At 49.8% G+C, this 20,488-nt stretch carries 15 protein-coding genes and 1 tRNA gene; 7 read left to right on the top strand and 9 right to left on the bottom strand.

Annotated features, from left to right (window positions below; genetic code table 11):
- The first annotated feature begins 7 nt into the window (after positions 1 to 7).
- Positions 8 to 292 carry a hypothetical protein gene (locus KI388_RS08545; RefSeq protein WP_215086250.1) on the top strand — a complete coding sequence of 95 codons (285 nt, stop codon included), beginning with the start codon at positions 8 to 10 and terminating at the stop codon, positions 290 to 292.
- Positions 293 to 380: 88 nt separating this feature from the next.
- On the opposite strand, the gene KI388_RS08540 is transcribed toward KI388_RS08545, so the two are convergent.
- Both KI388_RS08540 and KI388_RS08535 read right to left on the bottom strand, forming a co-directional pair.
- Positions 381 to 815, bottom strand: a complete 435-nt coding sequence (locus KI388_RS08540; protein WP_141212651.1) for a hypothetical protein — start codon at positions 813 to 815, stop codon at positions 381 to 383.
- Positions 816 to 1,035: 220 nt separating this feature from the next.
- Complete coding sequence (locus KI388_RS08535; protein WP_215086249.1) at positions 1,036 to 1,947, bottom strand: metallophosphoesterase; 912 nt, start codon at positions 1,945 to 1,947, stop codon at positions 1,036 to 1,038.
- Between the two features lie 174 nt (positions 1,948 to 2,121).
- Here KI388_RS08535 and KI388_RS08530 point away from each other — a divergent pair, with 174 nt between their 5' ends.
- From KI388_RS08530 to KI388_RS08505, 6 genes are all read left to right on the top strand, one after another.
- Complete coding sequence (locus KI388_RS08530; RefSeq protein ID WP_215086248.1) at positions 2,122 to 3,174, top strand: hypothetical protein; 1,053 nt, start codon at positions 2,122 to 2,124, stop codon at positions 3,172 to 3,174.
- Positions 3,175 to 3,510: 336 nt separating this feature from the next.
- Complete coding sequence (locus tag KI388_RS08525) at positions 3,511 to 3,927, top strand: hypothetical protein (RefSeq protein WP_215086247.1); 417 nt, start codon at positions 3,511 to 3,513, stop codon at positions 3,925 to 3,927.
- 1,084 nt (positions 3,928 to 5,011) lie between these two features.
- Complete coding sequence (locus KI388_RS08520) at positions 5,012 to 6,670, top strand: hypothetical protein (protein ID WP_215086246.1); 1,659 nt, start codon at positions 5,012 to 5,014, stop codon at positions 6,668 to 6,670.
- A gap of 72 nt (positions 6,671 to 6,742) precedes the next feature.
- Positions 6,743 to 8,128 carry a GIY-YIG nuclease family protein gene (locus KI388_RS08515; RefSeq protein ID WP_215086245.1) on the top strand — a complete coding sequence of 462 codons (1,386 nt, stop codon included), beginning with the start codon at positions 6,743 to 6,745 and terminating at the stop codon, positions 8,126 to 8,128.
- 591 nt (positions 8,129 to 8,719) lie between these two features.
- Positions 8,720 to 8,791: transfer RNA gene (locus KI388_RS08510), tRNA-Ala, on the top strand.
- Between the two features lie 605 nt (positions 8,792 to 9,396).
- Positions 9,397 to 10,137 (top strand): DUF429 domain-containing protein, encoded by a 741-nt coding sequence (locus KI388_RS08505; protein ID WP_215086244.1) that lies wholly within the window; start codon positions 9,397 to 9,399, stop codon positions 10,135 to 10,137.
- A gap of 23 nt (positions 10,138 to 10,160) precedes the next feature.
- On the opposite strand, the gene KI388_RS08500 is transcribed toward KI388_RS08505, so the two are convergent.
- The 7 genes from KI388_RS08500 to KI388_RS08470 all read right to left on the bottom strand — a co-directional run bounded on the left by KI388_RS08500 (position 10,161) and on the right by KI388_RS08470 (position 20,447).
- Positions 10,161 to 10,883 (bottom strand): SprT family zinc-dependent metalloprotease, encoded by a 723-nt coding sequence (locus KI388_RS08500; RefSeq protein WP_215086243.1) that lies wholly within the window; start codon positions 10,881 to 10,883, stop codon positions 10,161 to 10,163.
- The gene (locus KI388_RS08495; RefSeq protein WP_215086242.1) at positions 10,876 to 13,842 is read right to left on the bottom strand and encodes a type I restriction endonuclease subunit R; all 2,967 of its coding nucleotides are present in this window, start codon (positions 13,840 to 13,842) and stop codon (positions 10,876 to 10,878) included. The genes KI388_RS08500 and KI388_RS08495 overlap by 8 nt, the downstream gene beginning before the upstream one ends.
- Positions 13,835 to 15,214, bottom strand: a complete 1,380-nt coding sequence (locus tag KI388_RS08490; RefSeq protein ID WP_215086241.1) for a restriction endonuclease subunit S — start codon at positions 15,212 to 15,214, stop codon at positions 13,835 to 13,837. Before KI388_RS08490 ends, KI388_RS08495 begins: the two co-directional genes overlap by 8 nt.
- Complete coding sequence (locus KI388_RS08485; protein ID WP_215086240.1) at positions 15,207 to 16,712, bottom strand: class I SAM-dependent DNA methyltransferase; 1,506 nt, start codon at positions 16,710 to 16,712, stop codon at positions 15,207 to 15,209. The genes KI388_RS08490 and KI388_RS08485 overlap by 8 nt, the downstream gene beginning before the upstream one ends.
- Before the next feature lie 109 nt (positions 16,713 to 16,821).
- The gene (locus tag KI388_RS08480; protein WP_215086239.1) at positions 16,822 to 18,282 is read right to left on the bottom strand and encodes an HNH endonuclease signature motif containing protein; all 1,461 of its coding nucleotides are present in this window, start codon (positions 18,280 to 18,282) and stop codon (positions 16,822 to 16,824) included.
- An 84-nt stretch (positions 18,283 to 18,366) separates the two neighbouring features.
- Complete coding sequence (locus tag KI388_RS08475; protein ID WP_215086238.1) at positions 18,367 to 19,449, bottom strand: type I restriction endonuclease; 1,083 nt, start codon at positions 19,447 to 19,449, stop codon at positions 18,367 to 18,369.
- 263 nt (positions 19,450 to 19,712) lie between these two features.
- Positions 19,713 to 20,447 (bottom strand): MBL fold metallo-hydrolase, encoded by a 735-nt coding sequence (locus KI388_RS08470; RefSeq protein WP_215086237.1) that lies wholly within the window; start codon positions 20,445 to 20,447, stop codon positions 19,713 to 19,715.
- Positions 20,448 to 20,488 lie beyond the last annotated feature (41 nt).

The following is a 20,488-nucleotide window of genomic DNA, read 5'->3' as shown; positions in this document are numbered from 1 at the left end:
TGATTGTATGTCAGACACATTCGCTCTGTCTGCTTCGCCACCGGATTGGGTTGGTGACTATCCGCGGGATGTAAGCAAACCGAAGGGAACTGCTACCGATGGGGTTGGGGTACTCCATGAAACCGATTCTACAGTTTACTGGAAAACCTTTGAAGTAGTTGAACTTGATGATGGATCAGAACAAATTCGATCAGGGTACTACACCAAATCTGGATGGAGAAACAAACCCCTGATGCTCCCGACTCAGGAATTTAACGATCTGGTCACGTTCGCTGAGGGTAGAATTCTATAAATAAACTCACGCGGACCCAATATCGACACTGACTAATTGGATATTTAAATTTTGAAATAGATAACAATAAAAGCGTTAATTCCTGAGTTTATAGATCGCTCAAGTCAGCCATTAGATCAGAACTTCGCTCATTCCACTCATCTCGCTCTTCTGTCTCGCGCGCATCATCTTTAGCCTGATCTTGCGTATACTCATCCGGAAATTTGTAGTCATCTGGAACCTCTTCAAGCGAAACCGTGTAATCAAGGTCGCTATCTCGGTATGTTAATTTTTTCTTGAATTTTTTGAATATAGTATCAAAGGATTCTGTAGTGTTCTTCCATTTACCCTTCAGAGTGCCCGACGCTGGAATTAGTTCAACACAGATTACATCACCATCATCACCCCGATGATATGCCGGATTGGATCCTCCGAAGAGTGGAATATTCCTGTCTGAATACACCTGTCCGGCGGGATTAGCCGGTTTTGAACTCCGACCACCGGTCAGTTTCACTAAGAGAACATCTCCCTTCTGTAATTCCATCTATACGTATTGTCTCAGTAGAATACAAAAGTGTATCCCTATCTTACCAATTTAAAATTATAATTTCTCTCCGAACTGATCTAATGAGCATAATCACAGATACAGTCTTTTTGAGCTGATTTGATCTCTTTGTACGGTAACTAACTCAGCACTCGGGTTAAGGTCATCATGTGATTCACCAACTTTCGCAGTTGCCCCTCCAGACAACGCTTGGAATCCATCATTTTGGTATTCCGAACGAGAATGTGTGTCCAGATATGATTAAATCGAGCGGAACGTTGGAAGCCTCTAAGATACTATTGACTGAACAGTCCGGGTTGTTACTCGTCGTAAATGGGGCTATAGATTGGTGTACACAGAGTATTGTTGGAAAATCACCAGTACCAGATTCGAGGTCAAAAACAAAATCACTCCAGTTAGACCGATAATCAACTCCGTAGACTGCTACAGCGTCATCGATTACTTCGTAACGTGGGCCAAGATGTACAGCAAGGCCATCATCAACGAACCGTTCCATAGTTTGTCGGCCAGCTTGGCGTTCGTGGTTTCCGTAAATGAAATAGAATGGAATACCATGCTCTGCCAACTTTGTCAAACTCTCGCGACAGACGGCAACATCTTCATCCTCAATACCACTTCCAGGATTATGGAATAAATCGCCGCCATGGATAACGGCATTCACATTCTCTTGGATCGCACGCTCTATCGCAGTACGGAATCCATCTACAGGGGATACCGGCCAACACGACCCACTATAGGTGTGTTCTGATTTACCAAGATGACTATCAGTCAGGTAGATCAGATTCACTTGGCTACCGCTTTGGCGCATCCCAAGCTTCTCAATCCCAAGTGAAGAGGTACCATGAAGCACTTTTCCAGAGGGCCAATTGTTTATTGATACTCCACTCAGCCGATACCAGCAACTGTTCTGCCAATTGTAATTGCGTCCTTCCTCCGACTTCTCCCATACAATAAACGGGAACCGCGTCCCATTAGAGTCCTCTAAGCTCAGCTCAAACGCACGATTGTCTTCTTTTGTACGCGAGTAATCTCGAACTCTAACAACGATCTCGTATTGATTGCTCTCCTCAAGATCTTCGTATAACGTTTCCACAACGGCACTGCGTGGCACGGGGTGATAACCAGATTGGTAACCGGACCAAACGAATAATTGGTCGTTGCTATCAGCGTCTATCTGTCACGGTGTGAAAACCAATGAGACCCAACAAACCCTGTTGATGAGAAGATCTACTTGGTGTCAAACATATACTCCGGAGTAATCTCCTAATGCGCCTGTTTCAGATTGGTGTTTCTGGATAGTTCGGAAGCAAGGAGAACGAACCGCTACGCGATCGACATGAAGAACCTGTCTGAGATGGACAGTCGTGCGTTCACTCTGACCCCGGACTCGTCCGAGGAACAGACCCGCGCGATCAACACCCGACAGGTGGAAATGCGCGACGGAACCTACGAACAGCGAGTTGACGATAATCGGCTCGCTGAAATCCGTCAATACTACCGCGGAATTCCGATCAAGAAGTACACGGAGTCGGAGGCCGGTGAAATCCTGAATCTCACGATGGCCGGGGTTCAGGAACAGGAACCGCTTCCGCCGAAGTTCGTGAAAGCGAGGCGCGACATTTCCCGTCTCATGGACTTCATCGACGCGGTTGCCCTGTTTCATCACGAAGACCGAATGGAAATTACGAGTGAATATCCTCAGAAACTCTTGGTCGCACCCGCCGACGCTTGGTACGGCTTCAAGATTTTCGGAGAGGAACTGGTTATGAGCGCCCTGAATCTCAAGCCCCTCGACCGGAAAATGCTCCACTTCCTTCGGGCACGAACCAACCAGAAGTATTCCGCGATGGACTTACAGAAGGAAATGGGGCGGCCTGAGTACGGGGAGAACCGGGCGGTTTCCGAGATTCGTCAGTCCCTCGAAGACATGATCGAGAAGTTGTATGTTGAGAGGCATGAAGAGAATCCGGTCGCGTATTCCGCAAGCCCGTTCGGACAGTCCATCGACGTGTCGGAACAGGCCAAGCTCGATTGGTCAAAGGTGGTTGAACGTGCCAAGGAGAAGGCGCGTGAGAACCTTGAGCCGGACGAGGCCGAGAAGTACATCCAGAACCATTGCGAGGGTTCCGGCCTCATTGTGACTCACCCGATCAGCGGGGAGACGGTTAACATCCTCGAAGACACGGACTTCGAAGAGGAACTGGAAGAGGCTCAGGAGGAAGTGGACGAGGTAATGGACGAGCCCATGGACACCAATTGGAGAGATGTGAGGCACCTTGCGGACGACCAACCCAATCCAGCAACTACTGATGGAGGAGAAGCGACCAACAGAATATAGACTGATGCTACCCCCAACTTGGAACTGGAGAACGAACACACAATATAAACTGAGACAAGTTTATCGTAGCTTCCCCTGATCCGGTATATGACAAATCGAGATCCAAATAGAGATAATATACAAGACAACACCCATGTCCGTTTGAAATAGAACGTTGAAATACGAAGGGTTATACGCGCCGGCAACCTTTGTAAAAGAGGGAGAGTCCTGACGGATGTTTTGCTCTGAGTAGTCAGGTCTACGTTCAGCGATCAGCGATTACCAGTTCTAAGCTACTACCAGAGAGAGTGCTGACTCTGGTGATCCTTCTCTAGGCGACAATTCCCCCGTAGAACGATGATTCAAAAAAGTATATTCGCGTACGAGAGTAGTCAGATACCAGAGTTTTTGAACAAATTATCATATTTCGATACAATATCTGTAGGACAGTGTATCGGATATATTGGGGAAGACATTGGAAGAGGTAAACCAAAGACAGGCTACTTAGCTAAGAGACAGCGAACAAGCCAAAATAACCACTTCTCCAAGGAAATAAACGGCTATCCTATCTCTGAAGAAGTTCTGGAGGCGTGTAAGTCGCACAACGCTACCGAGATATTCATCATCGAAGAGAAAACTGGTCGGGTTCTTGAGTTCACTCTCAACGACTACCTACACGGTACCAAACTCGATGGAGACTCCGATAACAGCCACCGATGTGTTCCCATCGAGACTCGTCGCCACAGCTGGAACGCGGACGAGATATTCCGATAATGATAGCAAGAGAAGACAGCGAACTATCGAGTCTTGAAAAGGAAGTCACATTTCGTGTGAACAAGTCCGATCAAGTCGTAGTAGTTCATTCAGAGATCGGCAGTGTCAATCGAGCATTACTTACTCGTGATGATTTCGAGCAAACAGCGAACAGAACAGATGACGACGGAGTGATTGTCGCACTAACTGGAACACTACCTATGGGCGCACTCAAGATCTCACAACATGCTCGAACGGGTGGCTCATTCAACTCCATCGTCTCACCTCACGACTGACGTGTGGTTCTCGCTCAATGACTGCCGTGCGAGAGCAGTCTTTAGAACTTGATAGCTGTACGTGACCCGTGGGACGTTTAGAAATCAAATTCCACCAGCGGCCCGTGAGCCGACTCAGTGTAATCTACAGGAATTCGCTCGGAGATGTAGCTCACTCTGTAAACGAGTCATCATAAGCGGATCTCAAGGCAGTTCAACTGTACTAATCCAATATCGAATGTTCCGGATAGAATCACAATCAATTCTAAGAGGCTTGCTGGACCCGTGGTGAAGCTCCCCCACCGTCTACGACCCTTGGCCCACCTCACACGTGAAATCGCTCAGGGAGGACGTGGGGACAGGGGGTGTGCTAATAGTCTCACAGGGGTCCCTTATGGTATCCCTGTTGAGTACATTACAGCAACTTTAGTAGAGAAGTTGTAAAGGAGAACACCCCTCATTAAAAACAGTTGTTAACAGCAACAGCAACAACAGCATCAGCAACAACAGCAACAACAGCATCAGCAACAACAGCAACAACAGCATCAGCAACAACAGCAACAACAGCATCAGCAACAACAGCAACAATAGCAACAGCAATGAGTTGTTACTATGCCGTCTCTGCTGGTTAACCGTTCTTTCTCTTATTGTACTACCCCCCGCCACCTCACTGTGTTATGTTGCGAGAATCGCATGACTGTAGCGGGATAGGATGGCAGAAATTCAGAGAGATATATAAAAGAATTCTGCTGTGAGTCTGTATAACTGAGTTCGGTAGAAGCGAGAAGTCGTATTAACAGATTCGGGAAATATCTGATAACAGTACATAAATGTCAACTGATAATACAGCGATTGAACAGTCCAAGAATGGTGCGGCGAATAACGCAGTTCCCGAGAACTGGAACGACATACCGTGTGTTCAGTACGGATTTGCTGAAGGAGAAGGACCGAAGCGGGCTCCAACACTCCGGACGATCTTTGAGCCGATACCCGATGGTGTAGAGACAGCAAGTGCGGTCTACGTGCTTACTCGTGATCAGTATGACCGCCAACAGAACCTCGAAAGCGGATACCAAATCGATGGAGAGTACACATCGATTGCCACTGAACTCCAGGAGGAGTGCGAAGTAGACGATCGTGTTCTCTACCCCATCTATATCGAGAGCGACGCGCTAAACGAAGTTGGCCCGGACAAGCTCATGAGATGGTTCGAGGTATTTGTCGAAGAATATCTTGAAATACCGTTTCAAACGTGTAAACGGTATTTTTCTGGAAACCGTTCGATTCACATTCATGTTCCTCGTTTCGTAAAGGAACATGGCCGGGGAGAGCTGAAAGAATTGGCCGAATCGTACTGTAAAAGAACTGGTGCGGAGTTTGATTGCGGGATCTACTCTTCCAAACCATTATTCCGAATTCCGGGTGTAGAACACTCAAAAACGGGAGTCAGAAAAATAGAATTTGAGGGAGAATGGGACAACGCCGTTCTCGCTGGTAAAGTTCAGTCGGGTGCGGATGACACGCCCGAGTCGTATGTAGACGTGCTTCAACACGTATTCCTCTCCCAACCATCCCTAACTGTAGATTCAAGTCAGACTGTTCAAAATGACCCGTTTAGCTTGTTTCGGAACCTCGATGGTGAGAAGTCGGTTCTCTCGTTCGAGTCAGCTGAACCATATATCGAGACTCCACTAATAGAGAAGGAAGAGTATCCAGACCAGAACGGGAACGTCCCAAAGTGGGCCCAATACAACGACAAAGAGTTCTCGCCGTATGCTCTTGCCACAGGTGGTTCTCGGAGTGTTGCGGTCGTGGAAATCAAAGGAACTCCGTTTGCTCGACGAAACAAAACGATTGGAAACCGTAGCGAGCCGATCCACGCTCTGATTCCATCATACTTCTACGGAGCCAGAGGGTGTGCTGGTGAAGAATTCACCAAAGATCATGTACACGCGCCACTTCAGCTCTCGAAAGCTGACTACAAAAAATGGGACTACGAACCGGGAGATAATGTGGTGATTATCGGGGGCAAGAGCAATGAGTCGGTCATTTTCAGTGTAGATTCGTTCCAAGCCTCCGACATTGGAAACTCTCTCACCGGGGAGGACGGAAGCCGTCAAGCCGCTCTTGATTACCTGAAAGATGAGGGGTACGATGTTGGGAAGGCTGGTAAAAGTGAATCAAAGCCTTTCACAGATAACAAACGACAACAAACTTACTCTCAATCACAATCAAGCGGAAAGTCTGAGACGAAAGCCTCACGGCTACAACGTCTGGCCGAAGATGACGGAATTCAACTCTTAGGCTACACAGAGGTCGCAAACGTAGCGAACCGTCTTCTCCAGATTGGGGGTTGGCCCCTCGCATGGGAGTGGCTTGAAGAACAGTATGGGGCGCAATTCAAACCGAAGAGGACATGGGAAAATCTCAAAGAGATTATTGAGTATTATGATAACATACATGTCTCGATTCCACCGAAGCCGAACTAAATCAGGTATTCAATTATCTCTGTGAAATTAATATCATGACCGCTTATCCGTACAACCTCTAATACCCGACTAATGGACAGAGAGAGCAAAAATGAGTTGTGGGATCAGTGGGTTTCTGAGACGATACTCACCGACATTACCTCTCCAGTCACACCCGATCCGGTTCCCATGGTTGACGAGTCCGGATCGCAACTGGAGATGACCGATGAATACGACTCGTATCGCTTGGGACGAGGGAACGGAGATTATCTGTACCTACTGTATGTCCTTGACGAGCCTGTGAGCGGCTCGTCTGATATTATCCCGGTCTACATCGGAGAAACGAGTCAGGTCTCCAGTAGACTACTGGACCACTTCAGAAAGCTCCGTAACTCTCTCCCAACCTCTGAGTGGAAGGATGATGGCTCGTGGGGAAGTTACGGAAAATACGATCATATCGCGACGGTATTCGAGAAAGCAAATTCACCCCTGTATGTGTGGGTCGTCGATGTGAATGAGATTGAGACGGGGCCGTACGGATATTCCACATATCGACAGGAGCTTGAGGCAAAGACCGTCGGGCTTGTCCACTCACATCCCCAATTCAATCGGGTGTTCGCAAACCGGGATTTTGTTCCAAATAGAGTCGCCCATGAGATGGGGAAGGTAGGCCCCGATTGGGTTGATTTAGAAAACGATTCACCAAACGAAGAGGCGGTGGTAGCCGCTGATAACGCGGGAGACGGCGTCAGCGGCACGAGTAAAGCAGATCTTTGGCATGAGTGGGTTGAACAAACTATCCACAAAGAGATTCATGACCCCGAAGGTGAGGATCCAATACCACTCTTCGAGACGGACGACGATCTCGTCGTTGAACTCACTGAGGTCGGTTCTTCTACGGTCCTCAAGCGTTCTGAAGCGATTGATACTCGAATCCGCCAGGAAGGAAAACGATGTGTTCACAGAACCGGAGTGAAGGATGGTCCTAATGGATTACTCTATGTTATGTACCAGCTTGAGTCCGACCCGCCTTCTCCCGAGCAAATTATCCCTCGATATATCGGCAAAGCAGAGGCGTATGGCAAAAAGAACGAGTTGAGTGCGAACTTCGAAGAGATCGCGAAGGACCGAAGTGGAACACGAAGCTTCGCTCGATGGGGCGATGGGAGTTACTGGCACGTCGGAGAGCTATCAGATACTGTCTTTGGCGTGGATTCGAAGAAACTCAGTTGGGCGAGCGAGCTATTCGAACAGGGAACACACCAACTCAAAGAGCAAACCTATCTGTGGATCCGAGCATGGGATCCAGAAAAGTACACGGGGCCGTACGGCTATCCAGCCTACTTGGCTGAAGTCGAGGCGTTGTTGATCGGGTTAGCCTACCAAACGAACCCTCATCAACTGCTCAATCACCATGAGGTTCCAAATGGGGCACCAGCGAACCAGAAGCAGTTTGAGTTTGATCCATCTTCAACATAGCTCCACCATTCTTGACACACTCCAACTACGTGTTGCCCGGTGAACCACCAATGAGATACTGCTCCGAGTAGTGATTGACTCTCTCTTGTCTGTACTTGTTATTGTAGTACCCCAACAACCTCACTGTGTTATGTTGCGAGAACCGCAACACAGCAATGGGATGAATGAATTCTGCGTTAACAGTACTTATAAAAGAATACTCATAGCCACTTGAGTCAGATGGCCTTCTGGTCAGTCTATACCTCTCGTGTACACGCCGCGTGTGTGCGACATAGACGACTTGGTCTATGAGACATAGTGGGTCTTCTGTATCTGTAAAACGCGCGTCAGAGTGTCGTGAGACCCACGTGTGGACAAGGATAGATGAGATATAGGCAAAGTCTCAATAGAAGTTTCACCAACGATTTTATTTATACACTCTATTGGGATCTCGAAGGTACTGTCGTATCCTCGTCTGGCGTTTTTCGCACCATCACACAGTTGGAGGGGGGTGAGAATAGATTGACAAGAGGGGGTTAAGAACAGTTAGTTCTCTACCCACAAAGACGAATAAGTAAGGTACAAGTACGAACGGCGATTGGCTTGTCGTAAGGGCTCGTAGATCAGTGGCAGATCGCTTCCTTCGCAAGGAAGAGGCCCGGGGTTCAAATCCCCGCGAGTCCATCATTTTTGGAAGCCGCTGAATGGCTGTATTCATCCTTTAGAAGGCCTAAAACATCAATATTTGTATTCGGGAATCACCCGAGAATGCCATTTAAATCCGTCTCGTGGACGGGATTGCCGCCTACAGTTGATTCGGTAATGGGGTCGCGGGCGGACCATGTCGCGGTTTTTTTTTGAAAGGAACGATTGTCTGCCCACCGGGAAGATCCCCATCGTTGACGGTCTCCTGCGTTCCGGTGCCCGAGTTACGAGAGAACCGCCCACTCAGAGGGAACCACAAGTGGCCATTCGTCTTTAGTTAATACTCAACAGCCTCACTTCTGGCCAGATTCGGCACTCTGACGCCGGCTATGGGATGAAAATAACATTTTCGAGAGATACTTACCGTTCGATATCAGCAACGCGGGAGTCTGAGCTGTGAATTCCCTTGTTGCTAATACTGAACAGATAATTTATATCTGAATATTACCATTGGGCTTAACTAAAGACGAATGACTATTCTGTATAAGAGAAACGTCCGGAGATCAGTCTCTCTTTCTAACTTCGACTGTATGGGTGATTCTTATCGGAAACAGTGATATCGGCTCACCAATAGGGTGGAGAACATGGCAGAGTATCTTGGTCTGGATTGGGCCGGAAACGGATGGCTTGGTATCATTCTACGGGACGATGGTAATCATGACTTCGACCTGTTCCCATCAATTCTCAGTGTCTGGAGCAATTACAAAGACGCAGATCAAATTCTCATCGATATCCCAATTGGCCTGAGTAAAAACGGGAAGCGAACCTGTGACGAACGTGCGGTGGAGTTACTCGAGCCAACTCGTCACAATAGCGTCTTCTCAACTCCTGTCCGAGAGGCAGTCTACGCTAAGACGCTCACAGAGGCGAAAGAAATCAACGAGGAATTCGGATTCAGTATTTCCAATCAAGCTTGGTCGATCTGTCTTCGTATTCGTGAAGTAGATGAGCTGTTCGACGAATTCAGTGAGGCAACAGGAAGAGTACGGGAATCACATCCTGAAGTCTGTTTTGCCGCTCTTAATGGGTCCGCCATGGAACACAAGAAGAGTACCGAGGAGGGACTCAGTGAGCGTAAGGAGTTTCTCTTTGACGAAGATGAATCACTTGAAGCGCTGTATGAAAGTGTAATTGAGACGCTTGTTGAACCACCGTCTTGGGCACGACGCGTTAGCAAGAATGGAAAAGACGACGTGCTTGATTCACTGGTTTTAGCCTATACTGCTCAACTATCTGAGGAGGAACGAACCACACTTCCGGAAGATCCAGAACTGGATCGCTCAAAGACAGAGCCGCTTCCAATCGAGATTGTTAAGCCAAAATGATTGGACTCTAAATATACTACTACCTATAGGTCATCCGTTGAAAAGATGAGAGATGTGCTGTTATCTTCTAACCACTCAGAGTGTTCTGTGTACTCAGGATCGTGTTCTGCGACCAGCGACCAGAACTCGTCAGTATGATTCTGTTCACGGAGATGGGCCAGCTCGTGAACAACGACGTAATCGACAATATCTGATGGAGCCATCATCAATCGCCAGTTCAAACCGAGAGTGCCTGTGGTGGAACACGATCCCCACTTCGTCCGTTGATTTCTGACCTCGATCTTGTCGTACTCGACTCCTATCTCCTCCGAGAAGTGATTAGCCCGGTTTTCAAAGAGTTCCCGAGCTTTCCGCCGATAAAGAGTCTCCAAAGCCCGCTTGATAGATGTCTGTTCCACATGGTGCTTTGCCAGTCGAAATTCGTTCTCGACTACCTGTGAAGCGGGACGTTGTTCCACGACAATTTCGTACTGTTCCCCGAGATACGGAAATCGTTCTCCTTCTTCGAATTCCCGATCAGGGATTTGCTCACGATAGGCGTCGTACTTTCGCTTCTTTTCCAGAACCCACACGGCGTTCTCCTTGAGAAGCTCCTCGGGGTCCGTGGTGGAGTCATCTGGAAGAACGACCCGAACTCCATGTAAATCCAAATCTATCCGTGGTTGCGTTGCCTCGTCGCTCTGGCGTACCTCATAGGCGACGTTCTCCCCTTGAAGTGTGACCTTCCGGGGTGCCGTTTCAGGCATAATTGTTCACGAGGTAATTCCGGATCGCGTCTACGAGTGGGTCATCGATCAGGTCGGGCCGGTTGTATTCAAGCGCGACCACGTCGAGGATCAGCTCCTCCACATCTTGTTCGGTCGCCTTGTTAGTCTCCCACCCTGAATAAGCACGATCCACGCGGTCCTCAAACTGATCGACAATGGAATCTGCTATGTCGGCGGCATTTCCCCGTTCAAATTCCTCGTCAAGCTCCTCTGTTAGGTGATTCTCAATGGCGTATTTGGCACGCTCGTCGGAGTCATCACCAGCTTCTTTCTCAACTTCAATGACTTCTTCTTCAACTGATTTGAGTGCCTCAACCGCTTCCGGATCAGCCACGTCACCGCCTTGCCAGCGTTCAACGATCTCTGTCACCCGTTCGCTTAAACGCTGGTAGCGGGGATTCTGACCCGTTCTCGGATGGAGGTGATCCTGAGTTGCGTGAGCTATCTGAGAGGCTTTCACGCCGGGATTGTCCAGCCCTTCTGCGTCTTCAAGGAATTCTTCTCCCAATTTGTACGTCGGGAAATCGTCGCGGATCTCACCCACATCCACGTTCTCGTTGATTATCTGGCGTGTCTTCTCCCGCATATCGTCTTCAGGGGCCTCTTTCCCGGAAGTAGTTCGCTCAAAGGCTACCTGAATCCGACTCAACCACTTGTACTGGTCCTGAATCCCTTCTTTAATCAACCGACCGTCCGGGGCCACGGATTCGTAGAGGTTCTGGAGCCCTCGGAAGCCCTGTTTGAATTCGCGGCGTTCAGGGTGCTTACTGATCCGGGAGACTGCGGCGTTTGTAGCCTCTTGGGAATCGTCTTTCGGGATCCCGTCGAAAATGTCCATGACCGTCTCCAACTGGTCAACGAGATCGTCGAATAGCTCTTCCTCGTCACGAGCCGCGTATGCCTTCGTCTCGGCGTCGTAGTCGAGAGCGTCGTCGATGTTCTCAAAGACCCCTTGAAAGTCTACGATCTCCCCGTTCTGTTTCCCATCGGCTGGCCGATTTGTCCGGGCAATAGCTTGGAGGAGATTGTGGTCTGTCAGGTTCCGATCGAGATACATCGTCTTCAGGATCGGAGCGTCGAAGCCCGTAAGGAGCATATTGTGAACGACGAGAAGGCTCGGATTCTCCTCGGGTTCCTTGAAGCTTTCAACGATACTGTCACGCTCCTCGGGGTCCGTGTGGAACTTCCGAATGAGGTCGGGATCGTCGTTGGTGGATGTAAAGAGGACTTCGACGGCGTCCTCTCCCCGACGCTCTCTCAATCGTTCCCCGTACATGGCGGCTGACCGCCGGCTCGGTGTAACGACCATTCCTTTCCAGCCGTTGGGGGCGACCTTCTCCTGATAATGGGCGTCTATCTCTTCGACGGCCCGATCAACCCGAGGCTCGAGTTCGGCCATGGTCCGGCTGGTGACGTTTTTACTGATGAACTCTCGCTTCTCCTCGGTCGTCATCCCACGGAACTCGTGTTCGAACTTCTCGTCAAGGGCGTCTTCGGATACTTTCCACTCCATCTCGTGTCGGAGAGTGAAGTAGACCGGGAGAATGAGGCCGTCTTCGATCCCCTGTTTGACCGAGTACCGGTGGAGATAGTCCTCACCTTCGGGACTGAACTCGGTGAATGTGTTTCGGTCCTTCTCTCGTTCCCCTTCCCGCACGGGAGTCCCGGTGAAGCCGAAATGTGAACTATTGGGGAGTGCGGCGTCGAGACGGCTTCCGAGGTCGGCCTCCATGAATCGGTGGGCCTCGTCGGACATGACGATCACTTCGTCGTTCCCTTGCGTGTCCGGCTCTACGTCTTGGAACTTCTGAATAGTCGTGAGAATCAGTTGGCTACTCCCTTCCTCGATCAGTTCTTGGAGATGATCGATGGATTTGGCCTCTGTCCATTGGGCCAGCGAGAGGTTCGAAAGCTGGTCCCGCATTTGGCTGTTGAGCTTGTCCGTATCGACGATGATGAAGACTTGCGGGTTGCGAACTACCTCGCTTCGAGAGAGAAGGTTCTCAGCCGCATAGAGCATAGTGAACGACTTCCCTGAGCCTTGGGTGTGCCAGATAAGTCCTCGATCGTGAACCCCCTCACGGACTCTGTCGAGGATTCTGTTGACGGCGTAGTATTGGGTGTATCTCGGGATGATCTTGGCGTCGCCACCCGGTCGCTTCTCGAAGAAGACGAAGTTCTTGAGGACGTCCACAAGAGTCGCCGGATTACACAAGGCTTGGACAGCCTGTTTCATCTGGTTGTCCTCGTTGGCGTACTGTTCGGGGGCCTCGTTCCACAACTCGTAGAACTCGTCAGGGGCACCCACAGAGCCGTATCGGAACTCCATGGTGTCGGCGGCGACGTTGAACAGTCCGGGAATAAACATCCGGGGGACGTCTTCCTCGTACTGTTGGAGGTCGTTTATGGCGTCGTAGTAGTCGTTATCTTGTGCCAGAGACTTCAACTCCATCGTGACGAGGGGGATCCCGTTGACGAACAGCGTCACGTCCGGGCGAATGGTTGCTCCTCGGGAGACAGAGAACTGATTGACAGCGTGGAATCGGTTTGATTCTGAGAAGGTCTTCGGACCGAAGTCGATCAGGTCAACGTAGATCGTGTCGTTCCCGCCGTGGGCATTCTCCACTCCAAAGGTTTTGCCCTTTGTGAGAAGTTCATGGAAGTTCTGATTGCCTTCCAATAAATTCTCGTAATCAAGCTCTCGACGGAGTGAATTGAGGAACCGATCGGCGTTGTCCTCAGTAATTTCCTCATTGATTTCAATTATTTGCTCTTTCAGGAGGTTCCAGTAGATGACCTCGTTACTCCGGCGGTCGTACTTCCCGTCGAGAACGTTTGCGCCCCGGCTTCCATCTTGCCCGTGTGTTTCCCAACCGACGGCGTCAAGCCATGAGAGGAGGGATCGTTCGACGCCGCCTTCGTTGGGGACGCTAACCATGTTGGGTGATTTTGTCGGGCACCTCTATGTTAGTGTTGGTTGTTCTGACTGTTCCAGAGAGAAGGTCTCGCATGAGACCCTGTTTAACACGTCGTAGCTGATTTAGATACCTACTTTCCGAATGGAGGCCGTCCTCAACAACTGAAACTTTCTTAAGAATCTCCTTTTGTTCAGATAGCGGCGGTACTGGTATTGACAGTTTCTTAATTTCCTCAAGGTGTAAGTTTGTTACAGTTCCTGTCTTTGACCGGGCATTTGCCTGTCTCATACAGATTCGTGATTCTAATAGTGTAGCCAAATAATCTGGATGAATTGTACTCTTATTGGGACGTATCAGCGCGAGACTAACGAAATGGCTGAATTCGTTATCCCAATCAACTACTTTTGAGATACCAATAGTTCCATTCTTGGATAATAGAACATCTCCTTCTGTTGGATTACTTCGATTGGTTAGCTTCTCATGCTCTTCTTCAGGTATTCTGGCTACTGAACCCCAATCGATTCTATCTTGTTTGATATTTTCCACTTTTAAAAATGGGATTCCACTTTCTACATACGTCGGTGTCTGATGGGCGCCGTCTGTAATTAGAGTCGTTATATCTTCCAAAAATTCTAATCTCCAATGATTTGGGATTTCCCACCTTTCTGGAAGCATTGGCACTTTATGTTCGACTAAATTCTCATTACCAATACCTGTCGTAGCTATATCCTCAATAAGGCCTGATAGGATAGTTTGATATTCTTCTACGATTTCCTCTGTCTTCTCGATCGCCTGGTCAACCGTGTAGAGTACGGTGGCGATCTTGCGCTGTTCAGGGAGCGGTGGAGAGGGGACTTTGAGGGATTTGGCAATCGCCTTACTGATGGAAGGTACTGCCCCTTTCTGTGCGACTGCCTCCATGTCAATGACACACGATATATAGTAGAGGAACTCTGGATTGATTTCATCAGGAACCCAACCCATCACATTATTATCAAATGAAGAAGGCTCGGTAAGCAGACGGCGCTTGTTTGTCAACAGTGCGGCTCCAACCTTAGGGAGAATTGTCGTTCCTTCTGGATAGAGCGTATGATTTATTTTTTCTAAATTTTCTTTTGAGAGTCGGTTTGAGCTGTCAGAGACGTATTTCTGATTTCCAGTAGCATTCATGTCGGAAACTTTGTAAACGGGATGCCCGCTTTCATTTCCATTCTGATACTCTGTCGGTAGTGAGTTCCCGCTGACTACATGAACCAATTCGCCTAATCTTGCTACAGTCCAGTCTTGTGGTGGAATACCGCAGACCGTTTTCCGGACTAAATCCTCTGCCTCTGGTTCAGAGGAATCGGAATCTGTTTCAGCAAACTCGTCCAACGTCGTATCCTTACTCATAATCCAGCGCCTCCATATGCTCTGTCATCGTCGCCTCAATCTCATCACGCTCAGATTGTAACTCCCGTAATTTAGCTAGTTCTTCTTTTACATCTATGTCTTCTTCAGGCTCAGTCGTGTCCACGTAGAGCGCAATATTGAGATTATAATCGTTCTCCCGGATCTCGTCCAATGAGACAGTTCGGCTCACCCTTTCTTCGGTTGACCACCCACGGAAGTTCTCAATAATGTGGTCAAGCCCGTCCTCGGTTAGTTCGTTTTGATTCGAGAGTTCGGTGTAGAAGTCCTCATCAGCGGCGTGAACGAACTGTACTTCGTTCTCCCGATCCTCTGGCTTGTTCGTATTCAGCACGAGGACAGCCGAAGGGATCGAATTGTTCTGGAATAGGTTTTCGGGGAGGCCGACAATCGCCTCCACCATGTCGTTCTCCAACATCGACTTTCGATACCGACTCTCGTGTTTCCGGAACAGAACGCCGTGAGGGATAACGATGGCCGCTTTCCCGCCGTTCCCATCATCTTCGGGACGCTTCAGTTGTTTTGCGATGTGCTGAATAAAGGCATAATCGCCACGGTCTGCTCGGGGAAGCTTCTCGTGCCAATCGAATCGATTGTAAGGGTCATCCTGTAGTTCGTCTTTCGCCCAATCCGCCGAGAAGGGGAAGTTGGCGAGAACCCGATCGAACCGAGTGAGTTCGTTTTCGTCCTCATTGGTAAACGCTGGCTTCGAGAGAGAGTCCTCACGCTCGATGGTCCCATTCAATCCGTGGATGGAGAGGTTCATCTTCGCGATCGCGGCAATGTCCGGATTAATCTCTTGTCCGGAGAACCGGAGCTTCTCGGGGTCACCACCTTGCTCCTCACGGTAGTAGCGAGCCGCCTCAATGAGCATTCCCCCGGATCCGACCGTTGGGTCGTGGAACGTTTGACCGTCCTCAAAGTCGTCTACGAGCCGCACACACAGGTTGACAATATGCGGCGGCGTGAAGAATTGGCCGCCCGATTTCCCTTCTTCTTCGGCAAACTGACGGACGAGATCCATGTACGCCTCTCCGAGCATATCCGGCGGGATACTGTCTCGGTCGAGGTCGTGTGTGGAGAGGTGTTCGACCAGTTTCCCGAGGCGATCGTCGTCAAGGGCGTCGGCGTCGATGTAGTCGGCCCGGAAGACGCCTTGTAGCTCGGGGTTCGCATCGGTGACGGCGTCGAAAGCCTCGTTCAGCGCTTGGTCAACGTTGTCGCTAACGCTCCGGAGGTCTTCCCACAGGTAGCCTTCGGGAACAACGGGAACGTCGTAGAGTTTCGGGCGTCGGGCGAGGTCTTCGTCACCGTACTTCTCAACGTTTTCTTGGTATTGCTTCTCGTACTCGTCGGAGATCGCCTTATAGTAGACGAGCGGGAGAATGAACTCTTTGTAGTCGGTTGGATCGACGGCGTCCCGAATTATGTCGGCACATTTGAAGAGGTGAGAATCGAGGTCGGGGAGTGACAGCGACATAGAGGAGTAGTGTGTTCAGGGGGTCATATCTCCTGTGGTGTGAGTAATAGTCGGAGGAGATAGTGGTACAAAAAGTAGACCTAAGAACTAATGGAGGCACCTCAAACGACTAATTGCTTTCAGATATTTCCTCAAGTAAGGAGGACAAACCCCCATCATTATTCTGCTCATCAGATTCAGACGACAATTCTTGGTTATAACTCTCACCATCCTGTCCGTGATGAACCCTATAGTGACAGTTTGGGCAAAGTGCTACTACATTCTCTGGTGCGTCAGAACCTCCATCACTTAGTTCGTGGATGTGGTGAACTTGGAGATATGGATCGCCGCTTTTGTCGGTGAATGGCGCTGGTTCATTACAACCCTCGCAGACACCATCAGCACGAGCTTTTACATAATCCTTGATTTCTTGTGACCGTGAATAACGAGTTGTCGTAGAACTCGATTTACTTACGGTGGCTGAAACGTTATCAGTAGCCGCTTCTTCAGCTTCTTTCCTTAGTTCATCAAGAGATTTCTGTGTCGTGGTATCCTCTGGAGGTGAATTCTTGTTTTCATTGGATAAATCAACCACTTTGGCCACTACGTAACCATCTCGCCGAGATTGTATCTCTACATCAACCTCCGTACCAAGATCTTGATCTCCTACGATTTTTATTCTTTTTTCTCTTCTTGAACAGAAGTTATTCTCAGAGTCATACACAACCGCTACTCCTTCAATTACTTCTCCCGGGTCCGAGGATTCAGCTATACCGAGGTCTATAGTTTCACTACTACCACCGGCGTTGTCAGGTGGGAATTCACTACCACAGGTACCACACTTCCATTTCTCTCCTGATTTCAGTGCGACTGAGCCACAATCCTCGCAGAACATCGCCGAGTCAATAGTCTCTTTTCCAAATTTGTGGAACTGATGGCGATTTGCCCTCCAAAAGTTCGAAGTATAGTTCTCGGCTCGAACGCTTTCCGTTATACAGATACCAGAAGCACCAGAATACATTTCCACCCCTACTTTTGTCCCGTCAGCATTCGGTTTTACAGGACCAATATTGATGTGTGATTCATTTGTGTTGACAATGCCATTTCCTGAGTTGCTGATTCTATCTATTGTGGCTACGAATCGATCCCCCTCCTGTAACTGGTTTTTATATAGATCAGTACTCTCATCATTTTCTTCATCGCCTTCTGGTAATGAAGATATTTCACCAGCGAGTGTGGAACTCTGCTTTTGATAATTGTCATGTGTAGCAATATATCGTCTAAGATCTTCGCGTTGGGACTCTGAAAGATCTTGAGCAAAATCTTCGTTTATTTCTCCAATATCATCTGTCTCTACTTCTCCAGTACTATCTGATTTGAAATGTAGATCACCTAATACGCGGAGTGGACGGCAAATGTCCCATGGAACATCTACCTCATCCCCTTGATTAGGAACACTAAATCCAAGTTCCGCAAGAAATGATACAGCCCTAGTTTTGACCTGATATGTGCTTGGGCGATTGTGATCTGGATATGGCTTCCATCTAACAATCACACCCTTACTGGTAGTCTTATTGCGAAGCGTTGCCACGGCAAATCATTATGACAGGGACATATCCAGTTTTCGATCACTTACGAATTGGCAGTAAAGCTACAGACAGTGTAGCTGAACTTACTACCAACCACCGCCGAACTGAACAGAGCAGTCACACACTTCTACTAAACGACCAATTTCCCTCTGCTTCTGTCCAGAGCTTAGGTTGACTTCAAGATAATATCCGCCAGCAAGTTCCCGAGGTTGCTTCATCTGCTTTCCCTCAAAGCTGTTCTCGTCATGTATGATAGGGCGCGTCCGTCCCGGAATGTACGGAAGTGGCTCAAGTTCCGAGATGAGGTTATGATTTCTGACGAGGTAATCCACAGCCTCAATAAACACGTCGGCCTGTTTTGACGCACCGAACTCCGCAAGCTCGTTCTCTCCATCAAAGAACGTAATCTGATAAGCTCCGTTAGAGTTCGTCTGATCTTTCTCAACTATAGCTTGAGGTGATTCCTCTATATCGTCTCGCTCAGGAGAATCTCCGTCACTATTGATTTCGTTCTCAATATCATCGATTAGACGGTCAATCATCTCCTTTGCTTGCGACTCCGTCTGAGGAGTGATCTTACCCGAAATCCGCTCAGAGAACAGTTCCGCAACTTCTGTCGCTAAATCATCCTTCTCTCTTTCAAGTGTCGTCCGTGCTTCGCGGAGTTCCTTGATTCGGTTGAGAATCTTTTCCCACTCGTTGCTCTGGATCGCGTCTTTGGTGAATGCTCTTAGTGTTGTAACCCTATCAGGAAGACTTTGAAGGCCCGTTCTCCCGAGTGTATTCACGTTGACTTTGGTGTCAACCACTTCCCGCCGATAGAACTCGTATTCCTCTCCGTTCGTGAGGATACCCAAGTTTACATCCTCGTTCTTGAGATAGGCTTCCAACTTCTTTCTGTGCTTGTCCGTAAGCGACGTGTCTACGCCTTTGGCTTCGAGGAAGGCAACGGGGGTACCGTCCAGAATCAGGGCGTAATCTACCTTGTAGGTCTTCCCGAAAGCTTCGACAGAGTATTCCAGTTGAGTGTTATCGGGGATCGTCCAGTCGAGAAGGTCGAGAAAGTCACGTAGAACGGCGGCTTTCGTGTTGGCCTCATCCATCTGTGGGGCCGCCTCAATAGTCGCTTGGGCGTGATCGACGTAGTCTTTCACCGCGTCCTCATCCATAGATGGTCGTAGTTCAGACGGTTATCATATCAAAGTATTCGATGAGAGGTGGAGAACTCTCTGAACCTTTGTTGACCCTTGCGGCACAAAGGCGCTGTTTTATATCGGGTGGTATCCTGTGTATTAGGTGAGAACCGGTATAGGTCCCATCCTTCAGTTCGCGCCCGAAGATCGCAATTGGGTCTGAGGGCGCTTGTGGAGGCTGAGACGCGGGTTCGATTCTCGCACCCGGACCTTTTCCGACGAACGGAGTGCCGAACCGATCAGCACTCGATCCGCTCGCCGTCCTCAGGCACCAGCACGTCCTCCGTCTCGGCCCGGAGCTCCTCGCGCGAGAGCAGGCAGTGGTTGATCGCCTCCATGTGGACCACGGCGACCGCGGCGTCGGTGGCGTCGCGCACGGCGGTCACGTCGTCGACGCCCATCGTGATCGGCTCGCCCTGATTGAACCGCGCCGCGCCGCCGTTGAGGACGACCGAGTCGGGGTCGTACCGGTCCAGCGTCTCCGCGACCGGCCCGTACCAGACCGTGTCGCCGGCGAGGTACAGCGTCTCCTCGGCGTCGAGGACGAACCCGGAGACGGGACCCATCCGCTCGGCCAACTCCCCGTGGCCGTGTCGGCCGGGCGTCCGGTGGAGCGTGACACCGTCGAAGGACGCCTCCTCGTCGACCGGTCGCACGTCGGTGAACCCCTCTTCGACGAACTCATCGGCTTCCGCGGGCTGGCAGAACAGCGGCACGTCGGCGCCGAGTTCCTCCCTCGCGGCGTCGTCGAAGTGGTCCGGATGGCGGTGGGTGACGATCACCGCGTCGTGCGAGCGGTCGACATCGGGCATCGGGACCAGCGGGTTGTTCCGGTCGTTCGGGGTGTCGTCGATCGGCGGCATCGCGCCCTGCGGGGCGAACAGCGGGTCGACGAGGAACGTCGTCCCGTCGACGGTCGCGAGAACGGTGGCGTTGCGGACGAGGGTGACGGCGGCGCCGGCGTCTGTCGGCATACCTCTCCTTCGGGGAGTCGCGGGTTGTGACTTGCGGCGCG

This window comes from Halorubrum sp. 2020YC2, assembly GCF_018623055.1.
Classification (GTDB): domain Archaea; phylum Halobacteriota; class Halobacteria; order Halobacteriales; family Haloferacaceae; genus Halorubrum.
The sequence above is the reverse complement of the archived record's forward strand: the minus strand, read 5'-3'. Positions and strand labels throughout refer to the sequence as shown.